Below are 25222 nucleotides of genomic sequence, written 5' to 3'. Positions count from 1 at the left end.
TTTCATTCTGCTTCCACCAGACCGCTCTCGATGCCGGCTTTCCGCAGCTTGCGCAGGGCCCGCTGAACCACCTGTCGGCAATATTCGCGGCTGCAGGCCAGTTGACGGGCCACCTCCGCCAGGGTCCGCCATTCATTGCTGCCATCCAGCCCGAACCGCAACAGCACCACGGTGCGCTCTTTGGGTGTGAGGCTGGCCCGCTCCAGCAGTGCCCACACCGAGGCACTGCGTTCGGCCAGCTCTGCCCGCTCCATCGGCGGCATTTCGTTGCTGGGCAGAACGTCCACCAGTTCGGAGGGATCCGCCTTCGACTTCACCACCCCCTGCAGGCTCACGGTGACACTGCGCAACTCGCAGCCCAGCAGATCCTCGACGTCACCCAAGGGCAACTGCATCATCCGGGCCAGATCACTGGCGGCGGGGGGCAGACCATTGGCCTGGAGATAGCGGGCCTTGGCGGCCCGCAGCCTGGTCAGCTTCTCGTTCACATTGACGGGGATCCGAATCGTGCGGCTCTGGGTGGACAGGGCACGGTTCAGTCCCTGACGAATCCACCAGTAGGCATAAGTACTGAAGCGATGTCCGCGGGTGGGATCGAATTTCTCGACGGCGCGGGTGAGCCCCAGGGTGCCTTCCTGAATCAGATCGAGCAGATCCAGCCCCTTGCCCTGGTAGCGCTTGGCCAGATTCACGACCAACCGCAGGTTCGCGGTGATCATCTGGTCCTTGGCGCGCTCACCAAGGCGCATGGTGCGCCGCTCGAGATCGCTGTACTCGCAGGCGGGGCCACTGCCGCCAGCGTCGTGGCAGCGCTCTTGTAGCCCCACCATGGCCTGCACCTTTCGCCCGAGGGTGAGCTCCTGCTCGGGAGTGAGAAGTTGATGCCGACCGATTTCACCGAGATAGGCGCTGAGCGATGTCGCCATTACAACCACTACCGAGACTGAATTGAACCTAGGCTGATTTGATCAGGGGACACGAGCCAGATGAATGACAACCAACGTTTCGACTCTCTTCGTAACCTTTGACTGATTACATATTCTCTTCCAGTTCCTACACTATTCATCTGATTACAATTGCAGCCCCTGGGGCGTATTGCCTGGATCGGCGGATGCGGTGGGCCCCAGCCGAGAGGTTGGTTCTGAGATGCTCGTTGTTATCAGAAGAGGATTGCCCTAAACAACGGTCTGTCCCGGGCAGCGGCCAGGGCAGCGGTCTGTCCAGAGCAACGGTGGCCGTCCGCTGAGGCCGGAGTGCCTTGGCTACCGTCGCTGCCAACGCTCCACCCCATCGATGCCAGGCTTCGCTGCCCTGCCCACCCCGGTGCTCTCCAGCGCCGGCGTGGCCTACGTGCACTACCTCAGCTTCATGATCTGCTTCGGGGCCCTGGTGCTGGAGCGGCGGCTGATCCGCCCCAACCCCAGCAAGCAGGACGCCACGCTGATGGTGATCACTGACGTGGTCTACGGCCTGGCAGCCCTGGCCCTGCTGGGGAGCGGCATCCTGCGCGTGCTCCACTTCGGCCAGGGCAGCGCCTTCTACACCGAGAATCCCCTGTTCTGGTGGAAGGTGGGCCTTTACCTGTCGGTGGGGGGCCTGTCGCTCTATCCCACGATCACCTACATCCTCTGGGCCATTCCGTTGCGCAAGGGTGAAGCTCCGCAGGTGAGCGAGGCCCTGGCCAAGCGTCTGGGCTGGATCCTCAACATCGAGCTGGCCGGATTCGCCGCCATCCCCCTGTTGGCCACGTTGATGGCTCGCGGCGTTGGACTGCCTGGAGGAGCCGGGTGAGGACTGGACGCACCGGGCGGATCCTGATCGCCAGTGCGGCTTCAGGGTCAGCCTTTGCAGTCTTGCTGTTTGGCGCGATGGCGCCACCTCCGGCCGCAAGGTCAATTTCCCCGGTTCCCAGGGCTCCGCTGGCACCCCCCACAGTCTCGGATCAACCCAATTGCCCACTGCCCGAGGCGGTCCTTGCGGCAGTTCCACCAGAGACGCCGATCACCCAAGACTCGATCGCCAGGACACCGACTACCAGGCCATCGAGCGGCACGGCACCGTCAGCAGCCAGTCCCGAGGGTTTCGAGGATTACCGCCACCGGCTCCAACCTGGCCCCTGGGGCTGGATTCACCGCTCTCCCTGGTGCGTCTGGATCGAACCGATCGGGGACGAGGCCTCCCTCTGGGATCGCCGCTGGAGCGAGGCGGTGGAGGCGGCCCTGACCCGCTGGCAGGAGCTGCTGGTGATCGAGCGGGTGGAGGATCCCGCCGCCGCCCAGATTCAGGTGCTGCGGCGCCGACCGCCGCTGCGGCTTCTGGAGGGAGAGCAGCGGGCCAGCCATGGGCGCGCTGAGCTGCTGGGGGCGCGCTGGGTACGGCAAAACGGTGCCTGGCAGCTGGAGCCCCGCCTGCAGGTGCTGCTCTCTCCGAACCAACGGCAGCTGGGCATCGAAGCCACCGCCCTGCATGAACTGGGCCATGCTTTCGGGTTGTGGGGCCACAGCGACCAGCCTGCTGATGTGATGGCAGCGGTGCCAGGGGCAAACCCAGTGCTGGAGATCGGTCCCCGCGACCGCGCCACCCTCAGCTGGCTGCAGCAGCAGCCCAGTGTTTTCGCCCCCGACTCAGGCGGCCCGGCCCTGCAGCCTCCGACCGGCAGCCAGGGCGAGCAGGAAGCCCAATAGCTGCACGATCACCACGCAGGGGCCGGAGGGAAGGTTGAGGAACGCTGAGGCCAGCACGCCCACCACGGCGCCGCCGCTGCCGAGGGCGGCGGCCAGCAGCACATAGCCACCGAAGTGGCGGCTGACCAGCCGCGCGGCGCAGGCCGGAATCACCACGAAGGCACTGATCAGCAGCACCCCCACCGCCTTGATCGACACCGCCACCACCACCGCCAGCACGACCACGAAGAGCAGGCGCTGCCGCTGAGCCTCCACCCCGCGGGAGAGGGCCAGGGACTCATCGAGGCTGAGCAGGATCTGGCTGCTGCGGGTCGCCAACAGGTAAGTGCCGACCCCCAGCAGCAACAGAGTGACCAGCAGCAGATCAAGCCCGTCCACCCCCAGGATGTCGCCGAAGAGCAGCTGCTGGAGCCCGCCCTGGTACCCGGGCAGCAGGCTCAGGGCCACCACCGCGATCGCCAGGGAGGAGGAGTAGATGATGTTGAGCAGGGCGTCGGTGGGCAGCTGGCTGCGCTCCACCAGGTGATTGACCAGCAGGGCGAACAGCACCGCGAAGGGAATCAGCACCAGGGTGGGATTCAGTCCCAGGGCCACGCCCAGGCTGATGCCGAGCAGGGCCGAGTGGCCCAGGGCATCACTGAAGAAGGAGAGCTGGCGCAGCACCGCGAAACTGCCCAGCACGCCTCCGAGGGCGCCGGTGAGGGCACCCGCCAGCAGTGCCCGCTGCAGAAAGGGCAGGGCGAGCAGCTCCGGAAACGAGACCGCGTCACCCACCGGCGCCATGGTGGTGGTGATAGGGCAGATAGTCGCGGCCATAGAGCCGCTCCAGCTGGGCCTGACTCAGGGCATGATCGGGGCTGCCGGAGCAGCGCAGGCTGCGGTTGAGGCAGAGCACCCCATCACAGGTGCGGCGCACCATGTCGAGGTCGTGGGAGACCTGCAGGATCGTCCAGCCCTCGCTGCGCCGCAGGCTGAACAGGAGCTGCTGGAAGGCCTCCGAGGCCTGGGGATCGAGGCCCGCCTGGGCTTCATCGAGCACCAGCAGCCGGCGGGGGCGAACCACGCAGAAGGCCAGCAGCACCCGTTTGAGCTGCCCGCCGGAGAGGTCACTGATCCGCTGCTCAGCGAAGCCTTCGCAGCCCGTCTTGGCCAGGGCGGAGCGGATGGCATCACGGCGTCGCCCCTCGCCTCTCCAGGGCAGGCGCAGTCTGGTGCCATCCCAGCCGAGACCCACGAATTCCGTCACGGTGAGCGGGATGGGTCCGGTCAGGGCCAGCCGCTGCGGCAGATAGGCGATCTGCTCGCGCACGCTGACGGGAAGGCGGCCCCGGCCATCCAGGCGTTCGCCCAGCAGCCGGACCTGGCCGCCCTGATGGGGAAGCAGACCGAGGATGGCCTGCACCAGGGTGCTCTTGCCGGCGCCATTGGGGCCCACCAGCGCGGTATCGGATTCAGCGGCGAGCGAGAAGCTGACGTTCTCCACCGCGGTGGTACCCCGCCGCCGCACCGTGAGGCCGCTGACTTCGAGAATCATTTCCGCCATCGCTTCAACCTAGCGATCCACGGGAGCGCCCACCCCGGCGGACCGGGCCGCCGACCCTCCCAGCGCGGCGGCCACCGCGGCACCGTTCGCCTCCATGGTGCGCAGATAGCGGGCGGCGGACGGTTCGCTGCTCTCCTCACCCCGCTCCAACGGATCGAAGCGCAGGATCGGCAGACCCAGATCACGGGAGAGGGCCACCAGGGCCCGGTTGTTCTGCTGGGGCTCGGCCAGCAGGCCCCGCAGACCCTCCCGGCGAGCGATGCGACCGGCCTGCTCGAGGGCGGCGATGGAGGGACTCTCCCCGGGCAGGCTGACAAGCACGGCCCGCTGGAGTCCGTAGCGCACCGCGAAGTAAGGCAGCAGATCATGGAAGGTCACCACGGTGCGGCCCCGATAGGGAGTCAGCTGGCGATCCAGCGTCTGGTGGAGAGCGGTGAGTTGTCGCGAGAAGGCCTCCGCTCGCTCGTCGTAACCCTTGCGGCAGCTGGGGTCGGCGGCGATCAGCCCATCGCGGATGGTGCCCACCTGCTGACGGGCCCGCAGGGGGTCGAGCCACACATGGGGATTCACATCCCCATGGCTGTCTGAATGGTCGTGGTCACCGCCATGCCCATGGCCATCGTCGTGGTCCGCCGGCAGGGGAGTGACACCGCGGCTGGCCTCGATCACCCGCAGATCAGAACGGCCGGCACCGTCGATCAGGGGCAGCAGGAAGTCATCCAGGCCGAGGCCGTTGCGCACCAGCACCCTGGCCCGGGCGAGACGGGCCATCTCGGCCGGTCGCACCTGCAGGTCATGGGGATCGGTGGTGGAGGGGAAGAGGGGCTCCACCGTGGCGCAGTCGCCGGCCACGGCCCGGGTCAGCAACGTGATCGGCAGCACCGTGGTGACAACCACCGGCCGAGGTGGCATCGCCCCGGATTCGGCCCTCCCGGTTTCAGCGGTCGGCGGGGATGCGGGCCCACCGACGGGGGCAGTGCATCCGGCCAGAAGCAGCAGTGCCACCCCCGGCAGGACGCCCAGGCACGCGGGAAGCAGGGAGGCCATGGCAACGCCAGAAGCATGAGAATCATTCTCCCAGGTGATTGGGCCGATCCTGCCGGGGGGATGGTTGGCTGGTGGCCTGTCCGTGACGCCCCCGGCGATGACCCAGCAGCCGATCGTGATCCTCGGTGGCTTCCTGATCACCGCCGAGGCCTACGAACCCCTGCGGCTCTGGCTCCAGGACCAGACCTCCCAGCCGGTGCTGCTGGTGCCCGCCAGCCGGTTCGACTGGCTGCTCACCTCCTTCCCCTTCGGCTGGGTGCGGCTGCTCGATCGGGTCGCCGTCCTGGTGGCCGAACAGGCCGCCCGTTCCTCCACGGGCCGCGTCACCCTGATCGGCCACAGCTCCGGTGGGGTGATGCTGCGCCTCTTCCTGGCGGATCAACCCTTTGAAGGTCGCACCTACAACGGCAAAGCCCGAGCCGACACCCTGGTGATGCTCGGCAGTCCCCACACCGCGCGGCGGGCCACGCCGCTGCGCCAACGGGTCGACCGGGAGCTGCCCGGTTGCCCCTTCGCCGATCAGGTGCGCTACGTCTCGGTGGCGGGGGACCTCCCACCCGCTGCCTTCAGCCCCACCGCCCGCCGCCTCGCTCCGTCCTCCTACCGCAACATCTGCGGCGATGCCGACGCCCCTGGCGATGGTCTTGTGCCCGTGACTTCGGCCCTGCTGGCTGGATCCGAGGCGATCACCCTGGCCGGGGTGGCCCATGGTGGCGCCTTCGGACCGCGGTGGTACGGCACACCGGAAGTGGCGGCGCAGTGGTGGCCAGCAGTGGTGGCAGGGCTGGGCGAGGGTGCAGGCCCAGGCAATGGCTGCCCTGACTAGCCGCGGCGGGGGGCACCACGGCGGGCGGCCAACACCTCCTGCACCTGCCGCCAACTCACCCCGTGGTGGGCCAGCGCCACCTGCAGGTGAAAGAGCAGATCCGCCGCCTCGCCGGCGATCGCAGGGCCGTCGTCGTCCTTGCAAGCCATCACGAACTCAGCGCTCTCCTCACCGATCTTCTTGAGGATGCGGTTATCGCCCCCCTCCAGCAGCTTGTTGGTGTAGCTGCCCGGTTCCGGCTGGTCGCGGCGGCCCTCGATCACCCGCATCAGTTCGGTGCAGGCGTCGGCAGGGGGAGGCGGGGCCTCCGCTCCACCGGCGGTGGCCAGCGGGCCCTGGTCGTAGAAGCAGCTGCGCGCTCCGGTGTGGCAGGCCACGTCACCGATCTGCTCGATGGTCAGCAGCAGCACGTCGGCATCGCAGTCGTAGCGGAGGCCCCGCAGCCGCTGGAAGTGACCGCTGGTGGCGCCCTTGTGCCAGAGCTCCTGCCGGGAGCGGCTCCAGTAATGCACCTCGCCGCTGGAGAGGGTGCGCTCGATCGCCTCCCGGTTCATCCAGGCCACCATCAGCACGGCCCCATCGAGCCAGTCCTGGGCGATCGCCGGGATCAGGCCAGCGTCGTTGAAGCGCAGCGGGGGCAACGAATGAAGGCTTCCCTCCAGGGGTTCGGTCATGGTCATCGGGACCCGCAGGTCAGTCGGAAGCGGAACCACAGCCAGTTTCGCCTTCCGACGCCCACGGATTCCGCCCACTCCCGCCGATAGCTCCCGCAGAGCCCTGCAGCGCCCCGACCGGCCGCAGGACACAGCAGACTTGCCGCCGGTCCGCCGAGCCCCTTGAGTCACACCTGTTCCAAGACCTTCAGCGGCTATCCCTGCTGCCATCGCCAGTGGCGCCACAGCGGCCACTGCCGTTTCGTGCACGGCTACAGCCGCTCCTTCACCGTCTGGTTTCGGGCTCACCAGCTGGACCAGCACGGCTTCGTGGTGGACTTCTCAGCCCTCAGCGGCCTGGAGCAGCGCCTCGCCGACCAGTTCGACCACACCTTCCTGGTGAATGCCGACGACCCGCTCCTGCCGGACTGGCAACGCCTGCACGCCCGCGGCGCCCTCGATCTGCGGGTGATGGACAACGTGGGCATGGAGGCCAGCGCCGAGCTGGTGTGGGGCTGGGCCAACACCCTGCTGCGGGAGCAGGAGGGGGGGCGTGCCTGCTGCTGGAAGGTGGAGGCCCGTGAAAACGAGAAGAACGCCGCCTGCTACGAGGCCACCCCCACCTGGTTCCGGACGGAGGTGGCCGGATGAACGCGGCCCGGCTGGCCACGGCCTGGGCCCTGTTCCAGGGGCTGCTGATCGAGGCCATGCCCTTCCTGTTGCTGGGGGTGCTGATCTCGTCGGTGGCCCGCTGGCTGGCCCCCGGCGGCCGCTGGCTGCGACAGCTCCCCCACCATCCCCTGGGCGGTCCCCTTACCGGGGCTGCCCTCGGTTTCGCCCTACCGGCCTGTGAGTGCGGCAATGTGCCGGTGGCCCGCCGCCTGCTGGCCGGTGGGGCGCCCCTGGGCACAGCCCTGGGCTTCCTGTTTGCCGCGCCGGTGCTGAACCCGATCGTGCTGGCCGGCACCTGGGCCGCTTTCCCCAACAAGCCCTGGCTGCTGCTGGCCCGGCCCCTGGGAGCCGTGCTGGTGGCCCTGGCTCTGGCGAGCCTGTTGGCGCTGCTGCCGGAATCCCGCCTGCTGCAGCCGGATCTGCTGGCCGAACGGCGTCTGCATCAGCCCCTGGCCAGCGTGAACCTGCTGGAGCGCAGCACGGGGGTGCTGGGGGGCAATGCCGCCATGGTGCCGGCGGCCGTCAACCCGCCGCGGCCACCCTGGTCTGAGGTGCTGCGCCACGCCAGCCAGGAGTTCCTCGATCTGGCGGTGCTGCTGGTGCTGGGCTGCGTCATGGCGGCCCTGGTCCAGACCCTGGTGCCGCGGGAGTGGCTGCTGGCGGTGGGCGGCGCCCCCACCCTGTCGATCGTGGCGTTGATGCTGCTCAGCCTGATCGTTTCGGTCTGCTCGAGCGTGGATGCCTTCCTCGCCCTGAGCTTCGCGGCCCAGGTCACCCCCGGGGCACTGCTGGCCTTCCTTCTGCTCGGGCCGGTGATCGACCTCAAGCTGGTCGGTCTGCTGGGGCTGCTGTTGCGTCCCGTAGGACTGGCCCTCACCGCCGCCGGTGCGAGCCTGACGGTGCTGCTGATTGGGCAATGGGTGAACCTGTGGCGCGGCTGACCCCACCCCATCGCCCCGGCTGGGGGGATCTGCCCCGGCGGGCCGCCCTCTGGCGGGGCCTGGGACTGGGCCTGTGGGGGCTGGTGCTGCTGCAGAGTGCCGCCAGCGACCGGCTCGCCCTGCTGCTGCGCGAGGTGTTCCATCCGCTGGTCTGGCTGGCCGGGGCTTTGCTGCTGCTGCTGGGAGTCCTGCAGATGGCCCAGGCCTGGCGCCAGGGAAGCAAGGCCGGGGCCCCTGGAGCGGATCGGCTGCGCCGTAACCAACTACCGGGGCTACTGGGCACTGCGGTGCTCGCCCTGCTGGTGCTGGCCGTGCCGCCGAACCCCTCCTTTGCGGATCTGGCGGGCCAGCGCCCCCGCGACACCACCAGCGAGGAGGGCCTCAGCTTCGTGTTGCCCCCGGCCCAGCGCAGCCTCACCGACTGGGTCCGGCTGCTGCGCAGCCAGCCCGATCCCCGCCTGTTCGTCGGTGATCCGGTGCGCATCAGCGGCTTCGTGCTGCCGATGGAGGGGGAACCTCCGCAGCTGGCCCGCCTGCTGGTGCGCTGTTGCCTGGCCGATGCCACCCCCGTGGGAATGCCGGTCCGCTGGCCGACATCCTCGCCCCTGCCTCGGGCCGACCAGTGGCTTGCCCTCGAGGGGCGAATGGACCTGGAAAGCAAGCCCAGCGGCGAGCGTCTGGTGGTGGTGCCCACCCAGATTCGAGAGATCCCACGGCCGGCCCGGCCCCTGGAGCCATGAGGCAGCTGCTGCTCGCCCTCGGGGTCCCGGCAGTCCTGGCGTTGGCGCAGCAGCAATGGCTGTTGCGCCAGCCTCCAAGGCTGGAGGCCCTCGAACCGGCGCCTGCCAGCTCCGGCCCTGCGGCCCTGCGCAGCCGCTTCAGCCGGCCGATGGACAGCGCCAGCATCGCCAGGTCCAGTCGGCTGCAGCCGCCCCTGGAGCACCGCTGGCTGGGGGAGGGCGATGGTCTGATGCTGAGTCTTTCAGCGGGGCAACGTCTGAGCGAGCCCCTGCGCCTGGAGCTGGAGGGGCGCGATCGGCGCGGGCTGGCCCTGCGGCCTGACGCCTGGTGGTGGGATCCGCGGCCGCGGGTGCTGGCCGTGGTGCCGGTGCCGGGGGGCGAACAGCTGCAGCTGCGGGAGCGGGACGGTCGCTGGCATCCCCTCTCGCCGGTGTGGCACCGGATCCTGCAGGTCCAGCCCACCGGCGGCGGCCGCTCGCTGGCTCTGGTGAGTCGTTCGCCGGAGGGGGAGCACCGGGTCTGGCGCCTGCCCCTGCGGCAACGCAACCTCGCCCCATTGGCCCAGGGACTGGGCCCCGTCCAGGCGGGCCGCCTGGAACCTCTGCTGCCCGAAAGCCTCACGTTTGCCCACCTCAGCGGCAACCAGCGCGGCGATCTGCTGGTCCAGTCCACCATGGGCATGCCGGGAGAATCGGTGCTGCGCCTTTGGTCAGCTGGGGGCGACTCACGCCTGCTCGATCTGGAGGCCTCCGGGGGGGTGCAGCTGCTGCCGGAGGGGGGAGCGGCGGTGGTGCCCCTGCCTGAGGGACTGGCCCTGGTGGATCTGCCCCCCCGGGTTGCCCGGCGCCAGGTCCTGCCGGGCAGCCGGGATCTGAGCAGCTTCTGCCCCCAGGCCGGCCGGGCCCTGCTGGTGCGCCACTGGCCCGATTTCCGCCGATCGCTGGAGCTGGTGGAACCCGGCCAGGCACCGCGACAGCTCTGGGTGGGTTCGCAAGCCCTGATGGCCAGTGCCTGTGATCGGGGCGGCCAGCGGGTCTGGGTGCTGCTGCTGGACGCCACCGGGGCCCAACGCCTCACCTTGCTCTCCCTCGATCGGCAGGGCCGGCTGCTGCGCCGCCGCACCCTGACGGGCTGGGAACTGGAGCCCGGTACGGGGTTGCAGTACGACCCCAGCACCGACCGCCTGCTGGCGACGCTCCGGCCCGTCGCCGCGGCGGGCAGCACGACGGGTCCGAAGCAGACCGTGACGGCGGCGCGCGCCGTGCTGATCGACGCCACTCGCCTGGAACTCGATCCCCTCGATCAGCCCGTGCTGCAGGCGCAATGGCTACCGGCGGGGTAGAACAAACCCCCCGACGCCTGTCGCTTCGCGTTCCATGGGTCCGCCCCCCACCACTGATCGGCTTCCGCCTCGCCAGCAGGGTCTGCTGGAGGAACTTGGCCGGGCCGATGCGGAACTGTCCGGCCAGGAGCTCCACGCCCGTCTGCGGGGAGGTCCCCAGGCCATGGGGCTGGCCACGGTCTACCGGCATCTGCGCCAGCTGCAGCAGCGGGGGCTGGTGCGTTGCCGCCATCTGCCCACGGGCGAAGCGTTGTTCGCCCCCACCGAGCGGGATGAACACCACCTCACCTGCGTCGACTGCGGCACCTCCCTGGTGCTGCACCACTGCCCCGTCCATGGCCTGGCCCTGCCGGACGGGGACCTGGCCGGCTTCCAGCCCCTGTTCCACACCCTCGAATTCTTCGGGCTGTGCCGCGACTGCCGTCAGCGGCAGGAGACCGAAGCGGATCAGAAGCTGAAGGAGGTCTTGACCAGGCCGCCGAACTGATGAAAGGTGCGGCCGTCCGGGGTGTTCTGCCCGAGCGGGCGGCTGAGGTAGAAAAGCGCCGGCGTCACTGAAATGTTGTCGGTGACCTGCACTTTGTACCACCACTCCCAGACAAAATTGCCGTCGCGGGGGGTGTCGCCACCCTCGAGGCTGGTGGCAAAGATGGGCTGTCCCACGGCCATGCCGGCAGCATTGCCGCTGGCGAAGGCATCGAGCCACTGCAGGCCCACGCTCCACGACTGGCTGGTGCGCACACTGCCCACCGGGGCATCGTCGTAGCGGCTGCGGTTGATGCCCCAGCCGGCGCTGATCGAGGGAATCCAGCCGCTGGCCTGCGGTTGCCAGTAGCCGCTCAGCCCGAAGGCATCGGTGCTGCCCGGCAACAGGTAGCTGTCGAGGGTGAAGGGGGTGCCGTAGACCACGAGGTCGTTGCCGTTCTGGATGCGGGACCAGATCGCGGCCACGCCCCAGGTCTCCTGGCCGTAGCCGATCTGCACCGTGCCGGTGCCCCCGGCCCCATTGGTGGCGATGCCGCCCTGGGCCGGATTGCCCTCCTGTCCATTGGCCGCCACGTAGCTGGCGCTGAGGCTCAGCCCACCGTCGCCCTGCCACCAGAGGCCGGCACCGGCGCCGAGGTTCTTGTTGTAGGCCGCCGGCGCCCCATTCAGGGTGAGCACGTCCAGGACGGTGGAGTCGGGATAGACACTGGGCCAGAGAGCCAGCATGTCCTCCTGGCCCACACGGCCGCCGATGGTGGCGGTGAAGCCGGCCCCGAGCGGCACCTGATAGAAGAGCCGATCGATCCCCACGACATTGGGTCCGGCCTCCTCCTGGAAGGCGGTCTCCAGCAGGGAGAGGTTGGTCGGACCGGCACCGCCGAAGCTGTTGCTGTCACCATCGAAGTTGCCGGCGCGCAGGGTGGTGCGCAGCAGGTCCTTGCCGGTGAAGGAGGTGTCGAAATTCAGCTGGATGTCGTAGTTGAACGTGGTGGCACCGAAGCGGCGACGGCTGTCCTCCACCAGCGCGGCGGCGCTGCCGCCAAAGGCATTGCCCCCCAGCACGAAGGTGGCCAGGCCCGAGAGCTTGGTGGTGGTGGAGAACTGGGTCGCCTCCAGCTCGCCCACCTTGGCTTCAAGGCCGTCGACGCGGCCGCGGAGGACGGCGAGCTCCTTCTCGAACTCCTTGATCAGGCGCTTGAGCTCGTCGGTCACCTCCGTGATCCGATCGAGGCAGGCGTTCAGCAGGGCCGCCGCTTCGTAGCGGGTCATGGCCTGGCCGCCCCTGTAGGTGCCGTTGGGATAGCCGGCAACGCAGCCGTAGCGCTCGATCAGGTTGCTGAGGGCCTGGTAGGCCCAGTCCGTGGGGCGAACGTCGGAGAACTGGTTGATGCTGGTGACCTGCTCCTGGCCCTCCAGGCCGGCGGCAGCGGCGTAACGGTTCATCCCCTCGAGATTCAGCTCCGTTGCCTCAGCGGCAAGGGGGCTGAGCAGCAGCGTTGCCGCCAGAGGGGCGAGGCAGGCACGGCGGCGAGCGGCGGCGGGGCTGACCATCGGATGCGTCACAAAGGCTGAAGGGGTTTGGGACATCGGTGGGATCAGGGGCGACAAAGCGGCGAGCGCCCTGCGCCAAGAGCGAGAATCATTCTCACCGTTGCAGCAGTTTGCTGGATCAACCGGATGCCTCAGTCGACGCTCCGCCCTGTTGGAGGAGTGTCCAAAGGGAGTCGCTCAGAGCGGCCTCTCTCAGAGGGCGGCCGTCCGTTGCCGCACCTCCTGAGCCGTGAGCACGGGGCGACTGGGCGGCACCGGATCGGGCCAGGCCGGCTTCAGGGCCGCGAAGGTGGACGCCAGCTTCCGCTCCAGGGCAGGGTCACTGGCTGCCAGTTGCGGCGCGATGCCGCTGAAGAGCTGCTCGGCGTAGAGAACAAATCCCCTGGAGTCCTGGTATTCCACCGTTTCAGCGATCCGGCCATCGGTGATGGCCGCCTCGTACTCGCTGGCGGCGGTGTTGAGCAACTCCCGAATCACCGTCGCCACAAAGGCCGGATCGCGGCGCTCCCAATCCGGCAGCACGGCGAGGGCCTGATCGATCGAGCGGCGGGCCTCTTCCACGGCTTGCGCGGTGGCCGGTGCCGTGGGAGCTGTACGGATCAGGTCTTGCAGCACCGTGAGCTTGCCTCGGAAGGGCACCGCACCCCGGCGGCTGAGTTCCGGCTCCAGGTCGCCGTAGAGCTCATCGGCGGGATGGGCCAGGTGGGGTTCAGCATCCGCAGCCCGGCCCCGCTGCATCAGCTCGCCGGCCACCAGCAGGTGCCCCTGCATCAGGCCCAGCACCGTGGCGTAGGTGAGCGGTGAGCCCGGATCCATGCGTTCGCCATGGCCAGTGTTGCCGTGCCCGGCTTCGCCCTCGCCTCCCTCGCCCCCCTCTCCACCTTCGTGGTGGCCTGCGCCAGGGGCAGGGGACGTGGCAGTGGCGCCGCCGCTCTCGGGCCCCGCCGCGCCGTCCTGATAGGGCAGACCGCAGCCCACAGCCAGACCCGCCGAAGCACCGAGGGCGAGAAACAGTTCAATGGCACGGCGCCCCTGACCCATGGAATCGGCAACAGCTGGATGGGGCGATCCTCCGCCGGCCTCGGCAAAGGGCAAAGCCTTCTGTCACGCTGAAGTGTGACGAACGTGACCTGGCCGCGTAATCAACCGTTGATCGGGCGCGGCACAACGTTGAAATGCCCCATGCAGCCGCGCTCGGCGATCTGATCCTGGTGGGGATGAAACATGTATAGGCCAGGGTAGCGATAGCTGAACTCCAGAATATGGCGCTCCGCCATACCCATGGTGATCACATCACTCAGCTCATCCGGAGTGGAGGAAAGACCGGAGCGATACACCTTGAAGAGATTGGCATGGAGGTGGAAGGTGAGCGGCCCATCCCACTCGACCATGTTAAGAACATAAAGTCGAATCAGAGCATCCTGATAGAGATCGATCGGATGATCCCGGTAGTAATTCGGGATGCCATTAAAGGCATACAGATCATTGCGCCCCTGGCCCTTCAGGTCATAGCCCCCCATCACCAGCACCAGTTCGTCGGCGGGCGGTCGTGGCGTGACAGGATCCACGATCAACAGGCCATACAACCCTTTACTCACGTGACGGGTCACCGGGGCCACATGGCAGTGGTAGGGATGGATGCCGTGAGGTTCGGCATCAAATTCATAGACGGTGTTGCGCCCGTGGCGCACGGGTCGGATCCCATCCATCGCGGCCGGATGGATGCCATGAAAATGAAGGCTGTGGGAGGTGCTGTCCTGGTTGCGGAACACGATCCGCAAGCGATCGCCGGCATTGGCCCGCAGGGTCGGACCGGGCACCCGTCCATTCAGGGCCCAGGCCTTGAAGGTCACGGCCGGGTTGAGCGGCAGCAGGGTGGTGTCGGCCGTGAGATCAAATTCCCGCACAAGGCGGCCGTCTTCCCGGCGGACGGTACCGGTGTGGAACTCCCGCAGGACCGCCATCGGATCGAAGGGAAGCGGCCTATCCCCTTCGCCGGCAGGGGACAGCGGTGGATGGCGTTGACCGGCGGGAGGCTGTCGCCCAACCCCGCCGGACCGCGGCAACAGCAGACCCCCCAGGCCCAGCCCCAGGGCTCCGGCCGCGAGGGGAAGGATCTGGCGCCGACTCCATCGCGTCGGTTGACTGGAGGAGGGCTGATTGGCAGGCAGCTGACCTGAAGAGAGCTGGCCGGAATCGGGTGGGCCTTGCATGCAGGCGGACAAAGAGGTCAGGTGACGGGGGCCTGGGAGCTGATCCTCTGCAGTGCCCACGTGAACGCAAGGCGATCAAGCTAAGCCGCCGTTACCGGGGTTCCGATGGAAGGTCCGGCAGGTCCGCCGACAGGCTTCTCACCTCTTGCCGCACCGCAGGGTCGTGGCCCAAGCCTCTCCGGCTCGATTCGCTGCAGCGGCGGATGACGTGGAGGCCTGGATCACGAAACATGTTTCCAGCGCCACAAGTCTATGGCCAGCGAGATGATTTGATGCATAATGAGCAAATTGTTGGAACACTTCGGGGGGGGGTCAGCAATAGGACCCTTTAGCATTGATATTCAATCCGTATCCAGCGGCTCCGCGGTTGATCAAGCCAGCCTTGATCCGCCGGGTCGATCCCGCCCGGAGCCCATGGAGCGTGCGTCTGACAGCGAATCAACGATCACCGGAGTGATTCTGCGCCCGGAGGATTCCTCTGCCGGCCTCGAACCCTTTCTGCTGCTTCCCGGCGATGGTCTGCTGCTGATCAGGGGCCTTGACCCCCAAAGCCCTGGCATCGATAAGGCCTGCCTCACGATCCTCTACGCCGATCGCGAGGCCCATGCCTGTCTGGGAGAGGGTCTGAGCGCAGCGATCGGTGGCGCCCTCCTGCCGTTCTGGCCAGCCCTGGCCGAAGCGATCCAGCTGCACAGCCTGGTGATGACCCAGGAGGGTCCTCGTGATCTCTGGCTCCCCTGGCAGGAAACATCTCTGCTGGTGAGACTGTTTCGCACCGACGATGGCGTGGGGGTCGGACTGCTCGCCTTTGAGGAAGGCTTCGCTGGCCCCAGCCTGCTCCAGCCACAGCGTGGCTCCGAGGCCATCGCGCGCCAACGTGTGGAACTGTTTGAGCGGTTGCTGCACGCGATCGGCGACGTGGTGCTGGTGACCACAGCTGAGCCCTTCGCAGCTCCTGGCCCCGTGATTCTTTATGCCAATGCCGCGCTGCTTTCCCAGACCGGATACTCCTACCAGGAAGTTCTGGGACGCAGTCCGCGGATGTTCCAGGGAGCCGGGACCAGTGCCCTGGTGCGGGCCGGCATGCGCACGGCCCTGGAAAACTGGCGGAGTTTCAACGCCGAAGTGCTCAATTACCGCAAGGACGGCAGCACCTACTGGGTGGACATAGCGATCTCCCCACTGCAGGACCCCAGCGGCTGGTTCACCCACTGGATTTCGGTTCAGCGGGACGTGACCTCACGCCATCACAACCTGCAGCATCTCAAGAACCAGGCCTACCAGGATCCGCTCACTGGCCTGCCCAATCGACGCTCCCTCGGCGACTACCTGCAGACCGCCCTTGATCGCCTGCACCGCCACGCCGGTCAGGCAGTGGTGATGTTCTGCGATCTCAACCGCTTCAAGGAAGTGAACGACACCTACGGCCACACTGTGGGTGACCGCCTGCTCGTGGCCATCACCAAGCGTCTTCAGGCCGCACTGCGCCCCGACGACGTGTTGGTGCGCTTTGCTGGAGACGAGTTCGTCGTTGTCCTGGAGCAATGCGGCAGTCGGCAGCAGGCGCTCGCCATGGCCCATCGGCTGAAGAAGCAGGTGGGCAGCACGCTGCACGTTGACACCGCAGTGCTGCAACCACGCATCAGCATCGGCATCGCCATGACCTCCGACCCTCTCACAGCTGCTGCTGACCTTCTGCATCAGGCGGATCTGGCCATGTATCGCGCCAAGCGACAGAAAGGGGACTCCGTGGAGATCTACGACCCAGTCCTGGATGATTGAAACCCTGAGAGCCGATCAACGTTGAGAAGTCAGTGGCGAAAACAATGGCGAAAATCCTGTCCAGACTGAAGCGGCAGAGGCCCCGAGCCGAAAGTTCCCAGCTGCATTGATGACGTTCCCAATCGACTACGCCCTGCGACTGCGCAGCCTCTGGATCTGCTGGTTGCTGGCCATGCTCTTCCATGTCGAGCTGGGGCTGATGCCTCTGTTTCATGGCCAATCGCCGGAGATCGAGAGCCATGTGGATGCTGCCCAGCTGCCTCTGCTGTTCGGGGCGATGCTGGGATACTTCCTGTTGCCACTTCTAGCCGTGCTTCTGATCGCCTATGCGGCCAGTGATCCCCAGGGATCTCGGCGGTGGCGACCCTGGCGGCGCCTTCATTTCTGGTTCAGCATCGTCTACACCATCACCAACATTCCCCACCTGATCGCCGACATCGTCGTCCCGGATTCGCGCCTGGATCAAGTGGTGCTGATGGTCGTGTTGGTGCTGCTGGGGCTGGCGATCAACCTGGAGGGGTGGCGCTGGTGGCGGCAGGCCCTACCGTCCTGATTCCAGCCGCAGCCACCAACCTCCGCGCCCGCTTACCCTGAAGACAGGCTGTCCTCCCCCACCGCGCATGTCTCCCGCCCCAGGCCGTGTCGCCGCCAGCGAAGCCACAGCGCCCCTGCTGGATCCGGCGACCGTGGCAACGACGGAGCCGCTGCCCTCAGGCCTGCCAGTCACGATCCTGACCGGCTTCCTCGGCGCCGGCAAAACCACCTTGTTGAATCACATCCTCTCCAATCAGCAGGGGGTGAAGACGGCCGTTCTGGTGAACGAGTTCGGTGAAATCGGCATCGATAATGATCTCGTCGTCACCACCGGTGAAGACATGGTCGAGCTCAGCAACGGTTGCATCTGCTGCTCGATTAACGGTGAACTGCTCGAGGCCGTGTACCGCATCCTCGATCGTCCTGACCCCGTCGATTACCTGGTGGTTGAAACCACAGGTCTGGCCGATCCTCTGCCGGTGGCGATGACCTTCCTCGGCAGCGATCTGCGCGAGCAGACCCGCCTCGATTCGATCATCACCCTGGTGGATGCGGAGAACTTCGGCGAAGAGATTCTGGCCGGAGAAGTGGGTCGCGCCCAGATCGTCTACAGCGACATGCTGCTGCTGAACAAATGCGATCTGGTGGAGGAAGAGCGGCTCGCCGAGCTGGAACGGCAACTACGCACGATCAAGACCGATGCCCGGATTCTCAGATCGGTGAAGGGGGAAGTGCCACTGCCTCTGCTGCTCAGCGTGGGCCTGTTCGAAAGCGACAAAGTGGCGACCAGCCAGCAGGCGGAGCAGGAGCGGGCCGCCGCTGCGGCGGATCACGACGCCTGTGATCACGAACACGGCCATTGCGTGCACGATCACACCGAGCACGATCACAACCATCACAGTCATGCCGATCACGGCCACGGCGGGCATCACCATGATCACGGCGCCCACCCCGATCATCTGGCGATCGAAGGGTTCACCTCCCTGTCCTTCGCTGCCGATGGTCCATTTGCCCTGCGCAAGTTCCAGAATTTTCTCGACAACCAGCTGCCTGGCAGTGTGTTTCGTGCCAAAGGGATCCTCTGGTTCAACGAAAGTGAGCGGCGCCACGTGTTCCACCTGGCCGGCAAGCGCTTTTCCATCGATGACAGCGACTGGCCCAGTGATGAGCGCAAGAATCAGATCGTGCTGATTGGCCGCGATCTCGACCACACCCGCCTGCGTCAGCAACTCCAGGCCTGCGTGGCCAAACATGCCGGCAAGGGCTTCGCCTGAGATCGGCAGCCAGAGCGGCAGCGGCGGGGCTGACTCCCTGGCGCTCTCAGCACCACTGTCTCCATTGCTGCGATGCCCTGTGACAGCAGGCGAGATACTGGTTTCAGTCCTTTCTCTCGACGTGCTGTCCCTTGGCTGCCATCACCAGCCCTGATTTCTGCCGACACTGACCCTGCACTGACACATCTGCCGGCCCGATCCATGCAGGCCATGGATGCATGGATGGGACCAGCCTCCCTGAACACCGCTCGCCCCTCCCCAACCGCGCTGGCGCGGACAGAGTCATCCATGCTTCTGCCCCCCTCAATCCGCCGATCCCTGCTGCCGGCCGCGGCGGCAGGCCTTGGCCTCAGCCTTCTCTCGGCCCTGCCCGCTTCCGCCCACGGCGTCGCCGATGCAGGCTTCGGCAGTGGCTTCACCCATCCCCTGCTCGGCTTGGACCATCTCCTGCTGTTGCTGGGAGTTGGGGCCGCAGCCTCCTGCATCGGCTCCGGTCTGCTGGTGTTCGCCCTGGTCGGCGCGGCAATCGGTGCTGTGATCGGCACTGGCGGCGCCCAGGTCCCACTGGCCGAAACCCTGGCGGCTCTTGCCGTTTCCGGTGTGGGTGCCCTGATCCTGCAGGTTCAGCGTCGGTCCCGGCCACCCGCCCTGGCGCTGGTCGGAGGTCCAGTGGCCCTGGCCGTGGCCATCCATGCCCTGCTGCATGGCCAGGAGGCCAGCGGCGCCCTGACCTGGTGGCTGGGGGTGGGACTGGCCTCCAGCGCTGTGGTCGCTGGCTCCTTCCTGGCGGTCCGCCGTCTCCCGGAAGGCTGGACGGCGCGACTGGCCCTGCTGCTCACCCTGGCGGGCGGCGTGCTGGCCCTGGCGCCCCTGAGCTGAGATCCGAGGGAAGGAAAACCGCCATGTCGGCTACACCCACCCTGTTCAGCGTGGCTACGCTGAGCCGAACACGCACCGGATGCCATGGCTGAACTGCTTGTCTTCACCGGAGTGCTCGCACTGTTCGGTCTCGCCTTCTGGCTCACGGCAGACTCCGACGACGACAGTGGTGGTGGCGGTCTGATGCAGCCGGTGCTGGTTCCCATCCCGGTGCGCCGTCAACGCTGAATCCCGGCACGAACCACCCGTTTCTGCAGATCCCTCCGGCCCGGCGTGACCAATGTCACGTCGGGCCGCTTCATTTGTGTCGTGGTCTCTGCAGAACTGCTGCGTAGGGTCCGCCAACAACGTTCGGATCTTCAGCGCAGGTCCCTTTTTCCATGTCTCGCAGCAATCAACCCCGCCGTCCGGTTTCCGTCCCTGTGATCGCTGGGCTTGTGGCCCTGCTGGCCGTGGCGGCGGGGGCCGCCGTGGTCGTCCGTCGGATGGGCCGCACTCCGGTGCAGGAACTCGGGGTCTACTCCGGCCGTCACTACAACACCGACAAGGAGCTCTACCGCCGCTTCACCGAGCAGACCGGCATCCGGGTGCGCCTGCTGGAAGGCAAGGACGATGCCCTGATCGAACGGGTTCGCACCGAAGGAGCCAACAGTCCGGCCGATGTGCTGGTGCTTGTGGATGCTGCCCGCCTTGACAAGGCCGCGGGCATGGATCTGTTCCAGCCGGTGAGCTCCAAGCAGCTGGATCGCGATGTGCCCGCCAACCTCCGCGATCCGCAGGGCCGCTGGTTCGCACTCACCCGTCGGGTACGCATGGTCGTGGTGAATCCAGCCATGGTGGATCCAGCCACAATTCGCACCTATGCCGATCTGGCCAAGCCCGCCCTCCAAGGCAAGCTCTGCCTGCGCAACAACCGCAGCGTCTACAACCAATCCCTGGTGGCTGATCAGCTGATTCAACGGGGTGAACCGGCCACGGTCAGCTGGATCAAGGGCATGGTGGCCAATGTCAGCCAACCCTTCTACACCTCCGACACCCCCCTGGCCCGGGCGGTGGCCAAAGGAGAGTGTGGCGTGGCCTTGGTGAACAGCTACTACGTGGGTCGCATGCTCGCCGGTCTCAGCGGCGAAGCGGATCAGTCCCTGGCCAAGCAGCTCAAGGTCGTGTTCCCCGACCCGGCTCATGTGAACGTCAGCGGGGCCGGCGTGACCCGGAACTCAACCCAGGCGGAGGCCGCCACCCGTCTGATCGAGTTCCTGGCGTCCCCCAGCGGCGGTGAGGGCTATGCCGAGGCCAATTTTGAATATCCGCTCAAGGGTTACGGCAGCAGTGCAATCCTCAAGGACTTCGGACCATTCCGAGATGATGGGGTCTCGGTGCAGCAGATGGGCGAGAAGAACCGAAAGGCCGTGGAGTTGATGCAGGCCAACGGCTGGTCATGATGGCTGGCGACTGAAAATTGCGTGGATTCTTTCTTGCCTGCCGTTGCTTCAGGCTCGGTGGCCCCCGAGACCGAGCTAGGTCCAGGTCCGCCATCGCCCGTCGATCACCTTGAGAGCAGACCACCGCGGCGATTGCTCCTCGGGCTGGCGGTCTGGCTGATCTGCCTCCTCGCCCTCGCCCCACTGATCGGCCTTGTCCAGTTCGCCTTCTCCGGCGCTGCCGCGCAGCCTCTGGATCTGGGGCCCGGCGGCCTGTTGCAGCTGGGTAACACCCTGACCCTGCTGCTGCTGGTCGGTGTGATCGGCGCCGTTCTCGGCACCACCACCGGATGGCTCACGGCCAGTTGCAGCTTCCCAGGACGGCGCTGGCTTGCCATTGCCCAACTGTTGCCCCTGGCTACTCCGGCCTACCTGCTGGCCGCCACCCTGGTGGATCTGGGCAGCCGCAACGGTCTGCGCGTGCATGGCCTGGCCTGGTCTGTGCTGGTGCTCACCTTGAGCACCTACAGCTACGTCTTCCTGCTCGGCAGCGAGAGTTTTGCCGTGAGTGGACGCCGCCAGATCGAGGCGGCCCGCAGCCTTGGCGTGGGCCCCTGGGGCAGCTTTCGCCGGGTGGCCCTGCCAATGGCCCTGCCATCGATCGGGGCAGGCATCGCCCTGAGCGGCATGGAGGTCGTCAATGAGCTGGGAGCCGTGGAACTGCTCGGCGTTCCCACCCTCTCTGTGGGAATCCTGCAACGCTGGCAGAACGATGGTGATCCGCAGGGCGCCGTGGGGCTGGCCCTTGCCGCTCTGGTGATCGTGAGTGTGCTGGTCGGAGCCGAGCGGCAGCTCCGCCACCGCAGCCGTCGCTGGGGGATGGGCTCGCCGGGAGACCGGCTGCAGCCCTGGCCCCTGAGCGGCTGGCGGGCCGCTCTGGCCCAGGTGATCACCCTGTCGCCCCCCCTGCTGGCACTGGGATTTCCCCTGCTCTGGGCCGTGTCGAGCTGGGATCAGATGCACGGCGAATCGATCCAAGACCTGATCGCCCTGACCCTGCGCAGCTTCGCTCTGGCCCTGCTGGCGGCGCTGCTCACGGTCGCAGCTGGCCTGGTGCTGGCCATCTCCAAACGCTGGATTCCCCAGGTGCTGCTGCGCCGGATCACCTTTCTGGCCGGCATGGGCTACGCCGTGCCGGGGGCCGTGCTGGCCCTGGCCCTGATGCTGCTGGGCGGGCCCTGGGCCTTGAGTCCCCTGTTGCTGCTGGTCTGGGGCTATGCCGATCGCTTTCTGGCGGTGGCCAAGGGTGGACTGGATGCGGGGCTTGAGCGCATTCCCCCCAGTGTCGATGAGGCTGCCACCGGCCTGGGATGCAGTTGGCTCAAGGTGCTGCAGCGGGTCCACCTGCCGCTGCTGCGTGGTCCGCTGCTGGTGGGAGCTCTGCTGGTGTTTGTCGACACCGTGAAGGAACTGCCTCTCACCTTCGCGTTACGCCCCTTCGATTTCGACACCCTCTCGGTGCGGGTGTATCAGTACGCCAGCGATGAACGGGTGGGGGCAGCCCTGGTACCGGCCCTGCTGATCCTGCTGCTCGGGCTGGCGGCAGCCATGGCCCTGGTGCCCACCCTGGAACGGCAGCGGGGTCCGCACTAATCGCGGCCGCAGCGGCACTGACCGCCTTTCCATTTGGAGCATTTCGACTTCTTGCAGCCTTTCTTCTTGGCGACACGCAGAGTCTTGACACGCGCAACCGGCTCCTGAGCCTGCAGGCGTGGGTCGTCACTGGAGCCGAGAGGCTGGGACATGGCAGGAAATGGTGGAAAGGAGAACGGGGAAAGGGCGGCAACCAGAACGTCTTGCAGGTCAGCTGGGTCAGGACAGCTTGGTCATGACAAGCGGGTCATGACAGGCGGGTCATGACAACCGTCTTCTGACAACTGTGCTCTGACAGCCGTGACTCGACGACTGGATGTCTGATCGCCATCGTAGGAACGTTTCCGGAGCAATTCGCCGCCGGCCAGGCCTGGTCACCTCGCTACGTAACCAATGGCACAGGGTGGGGCATGGCCGGTCTTTGCCTGATCTGGGTACGCTGAGCTCCACTGCCAGCCAATGCATGGGACCAGCTGAGACCAGCCTCACCAACGCCGCTGAGGCGACCCTGCCAGCCATCGGCATCGGAGCCTTCCGCAGACCCGTGGCCCAGGCCATGGAACCCTCCTTGCTGGAAGCTCTGCAGGAGCATCTGATGCTGGAACTGCAGGCCAGCCTCTCCTACTGGGCCCTGGCGATCTGGTTCGGGGAGAGGGATCTGCGCGGCTTTTCCAACTACTTCAAGCTGGAATCCGAGAGTGAGCGCCAGCACGCGGCGCAGTTCGCCGATTATCTCGTCGCCCGCGGCCAGGCGGTCCCCCTGCGCGACATCCCAGCCCCCCGACAGGGATGGATCGGCCTCGAGGAGATCCTCACGGCCGTCTTCCAGATGGAAGCCGATCTCACCACATCGCTGCAACAGATCTATGCGATGGCTGAACGATCCGGCGATACGCGTACCACTGTCTTTCTCGACCCCCTGATTCAGGGCCAGATCACCTCCGAAAATGAGGTGGCCCATCTGCTGGGTCGGGTGCGGCTCAGCCAGAACCAACCGGCTGCCGTTCTACTGATCGATGGAGAACTGGCAGCGGGCCAGCACAGCCCAGCGCAGCTAGCCTGATCGGAGACCGCCTGAACAGATGGCGCCGAACCGGATCCAAGCTGGGGTCCGGTCTCAGGTACAGAGTGGACGACTGCAAAGTTCCAGCAGCAGAGCCAGGCTGATCGACTGCCTCAGGCCCTGGCGACGGAGCACCAGGCCAGTGGTGCGCAGATCCTGCAGCCGCTGCAGCAGCAGCGTTCGCTCCCGCTCCAGACGGAGGATCAGCCGCTGCTCCTGCGTGGAGCCTAGCGCTGCGATCACCTGACGGCAGCGCTGGCGCACGCCATCGGCTTCGCGGCAGAGGCTTGTGATCAGGCTGTCGCTGGTCCGGTCGCTTGCGGCTGTCCCCAGCTTGGTTGGGTTAGCTGATCTGGGTGACGTCATGATCAGGCAGCCGCCAGAGGTGCCGATTCCACCAGTTCTGGTGCCAGGCGCAGCACCGAGGCGCCACTGGGCACCTCAATCAACCTGGCCTGGCGGATGCGGGAGATCAGGCGCGTCGTGGTGACGCGGGTAGTGCCGATCAGTTCGCCAATGCGCTCGTGGGTGAGGCGGAAGGGCAGATCACACCAGTTGCCACAGCGCCGTCCGAGGCGCCGAACCAGCAGTGACAACAGAGCGTGCAGCCGCTGCTCGGCACTACTGAGATGGCGAATGCGCAGGAGTTGCAGGGTCCACTCATTCACCGGATCGAAACCGCTGCCGGCGGCCTCGGTGTCGGTGCGGAATACCAGGGGGGTGAGGGCTTCCACGCAGACCCCTTCGCTGCAGAGACGATCCGTGCAGAGCTGGTCGCCGGGCTGGAGGAAGGCGAGGGTCATGCCTTCGGTTTCCTCGCAGGGGCAGTAGACGCGGGCAATCCCTTCGAGCACCTCGATGCAGCTGCCTTCAGCGCGCAGACCGGGATCCAGCAGCACGGTCTGACCGATGGGGACCCTCACGCTGGAGGCCGGAGCGTCGGGCAGGAAACGAAAGCTCATGGATGGGCGTGGCCACAGGGGGCTCAGAACCGCCTGCGGGCTTAATGCGAATGACTCGCAACCTAAACAACAACGCCCCCTTTTGCAAGCGATTCTCAATAACAACTGCTAGTTGCAAGGGCGTCGGGTCATCGGGTCCGTGCGTGAGATGCGCTCAACCGTGCCATCGGTTGCCCGACGCCGTCACATCCGTACCGCCTGAGCCGCACGGTCCTTCCAACCTGAAGACGACCGACGCACCGCACCGATGTTTCGTCTTCGTGGCGACCGGGCCAGCCTGCTGGCCGCCCTCACGGCCGAGTGGGCCGATCAGCAGTTGCAGCTTCCCGGGACCTCTCCTCTCTCAGAGGCGTGGCTCTCCACCCCAGGTTCCCCGAACGGTGCAACCAGCAGGGCCGCCTTCAGGTCGACTCGGCGGCGCAGCTCGGACAGAGGGCGCGCACGTTGAGCACGCACTCCAACATCCGAAAACCCTGCACCTTGGCTGCCGCTTCGCCGGCCGCCAGCACGGCACCGTTCTCGAACTCCTCGGTGCGGCCACAGCGGATGCAGACCAGATGGTGATGGTCCCGATGGGTGTCGCCGGTCAGCTCGAAGCGGCGTCCCCCTTCCGGCAGCTCCAGCTCCTGAAGCAGCCCCATGGAACTGAGCAGCCGCAGGGTTCGGTAGACGGTGGCCAGGGAGACACGCTCCCTGGCCCGGAGCAGGCTCTGGTGGACGTCTTCGGCGCTGAGGTGGGTCCCTTCGCCGATCCGCTCGAACAGGGAGAGCACCCGCTGACGCTGGGGGGTGAGGCGCTGGCCTCGGTCATGCAGGCTGCTGCGCAGGCCCGCCGCGCTGGGATCGAGGCCGGAGGGGCTGCCAAGGCCGGTGGCGGGACGGGTGGACACCGAGGCTCGACAGATCTTCTCAACAATAGGTCCTGTTGAGAACAGTGGGTCCTCTTGAAACCTCG

27 protein-coding genes are annotated in these 25222 nt (G+C 66.9%); 16 read left to right on the top strand and 11 right to left on the bottom strand.

Going from position 1 to position 25222, the window contains the following annotated elements:
* Positions 1-2: 2 nt before the first annotated feature.
* Positions 3-926: a sigma-70 family RNA polymerase sigma factor gene (locus VB716_RS08340; protein ID WP_197170429.1), complete on the bottom strand. Its 924-nt coding sequence runs from the start codon at positions 924-926 to the stop codon at positions 3-5.
* 367 nt (positions 927-1293) lie between these two features.
* Here VB716_RS08340 and VB716_RS08335 point away from each other — a divergent pair, with 367 nt between their 5' ends.
* Together VB716_RS08335 and VB716_RS08330 are read left to right on the top strand one after the other, a co-directional pair.
* On the top strand, positions 1294-1791 hold the full coding sequence (locus VB716_RS08335; protein ID WP_323270213.1) for a DUF2214 family protein: 498 nt from the start codon (positions 1294-1296) through the stop codon (positions 1789-1791).
* A gap of 77 nt (positions 1792-1868) precedes the next feature.
* On the top strand, positions 1869-2684 hold the full coding sequence (locus VB716_RS08330; RefSeq protein ID WP_323270212.1) for a matrixin family metalloprotease: 816 nt from the start codon (positions 1869-1871) through the stop codon (positions 2682-2684).
* Here the strand turns inward: VB716_RS08330 and VB716_RS08325 are convergent.
* The 3 genes from VB716_RS08325 to VB716_RS08315 are packed head-to-tail and all read right to left on the bottom strand — an operon-like array spanning position 2625 to position 5124.
* Entirely contained in the window at positions 2625-3458 is an 834-nt protein-coding gene (locus VB716_RS08325; protein ID WP_416223892.1) for a metal ABC transporter permease, read from the bottom strand. The genes VB716_RS08330 and VB716_RS08325 overlap by 60 nt on opposite strands.
* The gene (locus tag VB716_RS08320; protein WP_197156285.1) at positions 3451-4227 is read right to left on the bottom strand and encodes a metal ABC transporter ATP-binding protein; all 777 of its coding nucleotides are present in this window, start codon (positions 4225-4227) and stop codon (positions 3451-3453) included. The genes VB716_RS08325 and VB716_RS08320 overlap by 8 nt, the downstream gene beginning before the upstream one ends.
* 9 nt (positions 4228-4236) lie before the next feature.
* Entirely contained in the window at positions 4237-5124 is an 888-nt protein-coding gene (locus VB716_RS08315; protein WP_323270211.1) for a metal ABC transporter solute-binding protein, Zn/Mn family, read from the bottom strand.
* Positions 5125-5371: 247 nt separating this feature from the next.
* On the opposite strand from VB716_RS08315, the gene VB716_RS08310 reads away from it, so the two are divergent.
* Entirely contained in the window at positions 5372-6100 is a 729-nt protein-coding gene (locus VB716_RS08310; protein WP_197172547.1) for a lipase family alpha/beta hydrolase, read from the top strand.
* On the opposite strand, the gene hisIE is transcribed toward VB716_RS08310, so the two are convergent.
* On the bottom strand, positions 6097-6774 hold the full coding sequence (gene hisIE, locus VB716_RS08305) for a bifunctional phosphoribosyl-AMP cyclohydrolase/phosphoribosyl-ATP diphosphatase HisIE (RefSeq protein WP_197156289.1): 678 nt from the start codon (positions 6772-6774) through the stop codon (positions 6097-6099). The two genes, VB716_RS08310 and hisIE, sit on opposite strands and share 4 nt — an antisense overlap.
* A 162-nt stretch (positions 6775-6936) precedes the next feature.
* On the opposite strand from hisIE, the gene VB716_RS08300 reads away from it, so the two are divergent.
* The 5 genes from VB716_RS08300 to VB716_RS08280 are packed head-to-tail and all read left to right on the top strand — an operon-like array spanning position 6937 to position 10936.
* Complete coding sequence (locus VB716_RS08300) at positions 6937-7404, top strand: 6-carboxytetrahydropterin synthase (protein WP_323270210.1); 468 nt, start codon at positions 6937-6939, stop codon at positions 7402-7404.
* Complete coding sequence (locus VB716_RS08295) at positions 7401-8366, top strand: permease (protein WP_323270209.1); 966 nt, start codon at positions 7401-7403, stop codon at positions 8364-8366. Before VB716_RS08300 ends, VB716_RS08295 begins: the two co-directional genes overlap by 4 nt.
* Positions 8342-9106 (top strand): TIGR03943 family putative permease subunit, encoded by a 765-nt coding sequence (locus VB716_RS08290; RefSeq protein WP_323270208.1) that lies wholly within the window; start codon positions 8342-8344, stop codon positions 9104-9106. The genes VB716_RS08295 and VB716_RS08290 overlap by 25 nt, the downstream gene beginning before the upstream one ends.
* Positions 9103-10449: a hypothetical protein gene (locus VB716_RS08285; protein WP_323270207.1), complete on the top strand. Its 1347-nt coding sequence runs from the start codon at positions 9103-9105 to the stop codon at positions 10447-10449. The genes VB716_RS08290 and VB716_RS08285 overlap by 4 nt, the downstream gene beginning before the upstream one ends.
* Before the next feature lie 34 nt (positions 10450-10483).
* Positions 10484-10936, top strand: a complete 453-nt coding sequence (locus VB716_RS08280) for a transcriptional repressor (protein ID WP_323270206.1) — start codon at positions 10484-10486, stop codon at positions 10934-10936.
* On the opposite strand, the gene VB716_RS08275 is transcribed toward VB716_RS08280, so the two are convergent.
* The 3 genes from VB716_RS08275 to VB716_RS08265 form a co-directional block, all read right to left on the bottom strand.
* Positions 10897-12486, bottom strand: a complete 1590-nt coding sequence (locus VB716_RS08275) for an iron uptake porin (protein ID WP_416238095.1) — start codon at positions 12484-12486, stop codon at positions 10897-10899. The genes VB716_RS08280 and VB716_RS08275 overlap by 40 nt on opposite strands.
* Positions 12487-12678: 192 nt before the next feature.
* Positions 12679-13527, bottom strand: a complete 849-nt coding sequence (locus VB716_RS08270) for a hypothetical protein (protein WP_197170438.1) — start codon at positions 13525-13527, stop codon at positions 12679-12681.
* A 101-nt stretch (positions 13528-13628) separates the two neighbouring features.
* The gene (locus VB716_RS08265; protein WP_197170439.1) at positions 13629-14699 is read right to left on the bottom strand and encodes a multicopper oxidase domain-containing protein; all 1071 of its coding nucleotides are present in this window, start codon (positions 14697-14699) and stop codon (positions 13629-13631) included.
* A 414-nt stretch (positions 14700-15113) separates the two neighbouring features.
* On the opposite strand from VB716_RS08265, the gene VB716_RS08260 reads away from it, so the two are divergent.
* The 8 genes from VB716_RS08260 (at position 15114) to VB716_RS08225 (ending at position 23305) form a co-directional block, all read left to right on the top strand.
* Entirely contained in the window at positions 15114-16481 is a 1368-nt protein-coding gene (locus VB716_RS08260) for a diguanylate cyclase domain-containing protein (protein ID WP_322758611.1), read from the top strand.
* Between the two features lie 109 nt (positions 16482-16590).
* Positions 16591-17034, top strand: a complete 444-nt coding sequence (locus VB716_RS08255) for a hypothetical protein (RefSeq protein WP_197170441.1) — start codon at positions 16591-16593, stop codon at positions 17032-17034.
* Positions 17035-17101: 67 nt separating this feature from the next.
* Positions 17102-18289: a GTP-binding protein gene (locus VB716_RS08250; RefSeq protein ID WP_323270205.1), complete on the top strand. Its 1188-nt coding sequence runs from the start codon at positions 17102-17104 to the stop codon at positions 18287-18289.
* 288 nt (positions 18290-18577) lie between these two features.
* Positions 18578-19168 carry a HupE/UreJ family protein gene (locus tag VB716_RS08245; RefSeq protein WP_197156305.1) on the top strand — a complete coding sequence of 197 codons (591 nt, stop codon included), beginning with the start codon at positions 18578-18580 and terminating at the stop codon, positions 19166-19168.
* An 84-nt stretch (positions 19169-19252) separates the two neighbouring features.
* Positions 19253-19396 (top strand): hypothetical protein, encoded by a 144-nt coding sequence (locus VB716_RS08240; RefSeq protein WP_197156307.1) that lies wholly within the window; start codon positions 19253-19255, stop codon positions 19394-19396.
* A 152-nt stretch (positions 19397-19548) separates the two neighbouring features.
* Positions 19549-20610, top strand: a complete 1062-nt coding sequence (locus tag VB716_RS08235) for an extracellular solute-binding protein (RefSeq protein ID WP_197156309.1) — start codon at positions 19549-19551, stop codon at positions 20608-20610.
* A gap of 132 nt (positions 20611-20742) precedes the next feature.
* The gene (locus VB716_RS08230; RefSeq protein ID WP_231597954.1) at positions 20743-22242 is read left to right on the top strand and encodes an ABC transporter permease; all 1500 of its coding nucleotides are present in this window, start codon (positions 20743-20745) and stop codon (positions 22240-22242) included.
* 463 nt (positions 22243-22705) lie between these two features.
* The gene (locus tag VB716_RS08225) at positions 22706-23305 is read left to right on the top strand and encodes a ferritin (RefSeq protein WP_416238094.1); all 600 of its coding nucleotides are present in this window, start codon (positions 22706-22708) and stop codon (positions 23303-23305) included.
* A gap of 54 nt (positions 23306-23359) precedes the next feature.
* Here the strand turns inward: VB716_RS08225 and VB716_RS08220 are convergent, their stop codons facing one another.
* The 3 genes from VB716_RS08220 to VB716_RS08210 all read right to left on the bottom strand — a co-directional run bounded on the left by VB716_RS08220 (position 23360) and on the right by VB716_RS08210 (position 25157).
* Complete coding sequence (locus VB716_RS08220) at positions 23360-23671, bottom strand: hypothetical protein (protein WP_197156315.1); 312 nt, start codon at positions 23669-23671, stop codon at positions 23360-23362.
* A 2-nt stretch (positions 23672-23673) separates the two neighbouring features.
* Positions 23674-24267, bottom strand: a complete 594-nt coding sequence (locus VB716_RS08215) for a Crp/Fnr family transcriptional regulator (RefSeq protein ID WP_197170443.1) — start codon at positions 24265-24267, stop codon at positions 23674-23676.
* A gap of 401 nt (positions 24268-24668) precedes the next feature.
* The gene (locus VB716_RS08210; protein WP_197170444.1) at positions 24669-25157 is read right to left on the bottom strand and encodes a Fur family transcriptional regulator; all 489 of its coding nucleotides are present in this window, start codon (positions 25155-25157) and stop codon (positions 24669-24671) included.
* Between the last annotated feature and the right edge of the window lie 65 nt (positions 25158-25222).

The sequence above is a fragment of the Synechococcus sp. CCY9201 genome (assembly GCF_034931105.1).
Lineage (GTDB): Bacteria > Cyanobacteriota > Cyanobacteriia > PCC-6307 > Cyanobiaceae > CBW1002.
This window is presented reverse-complemented; position numbering and strand designations above follow the sequence as displayed.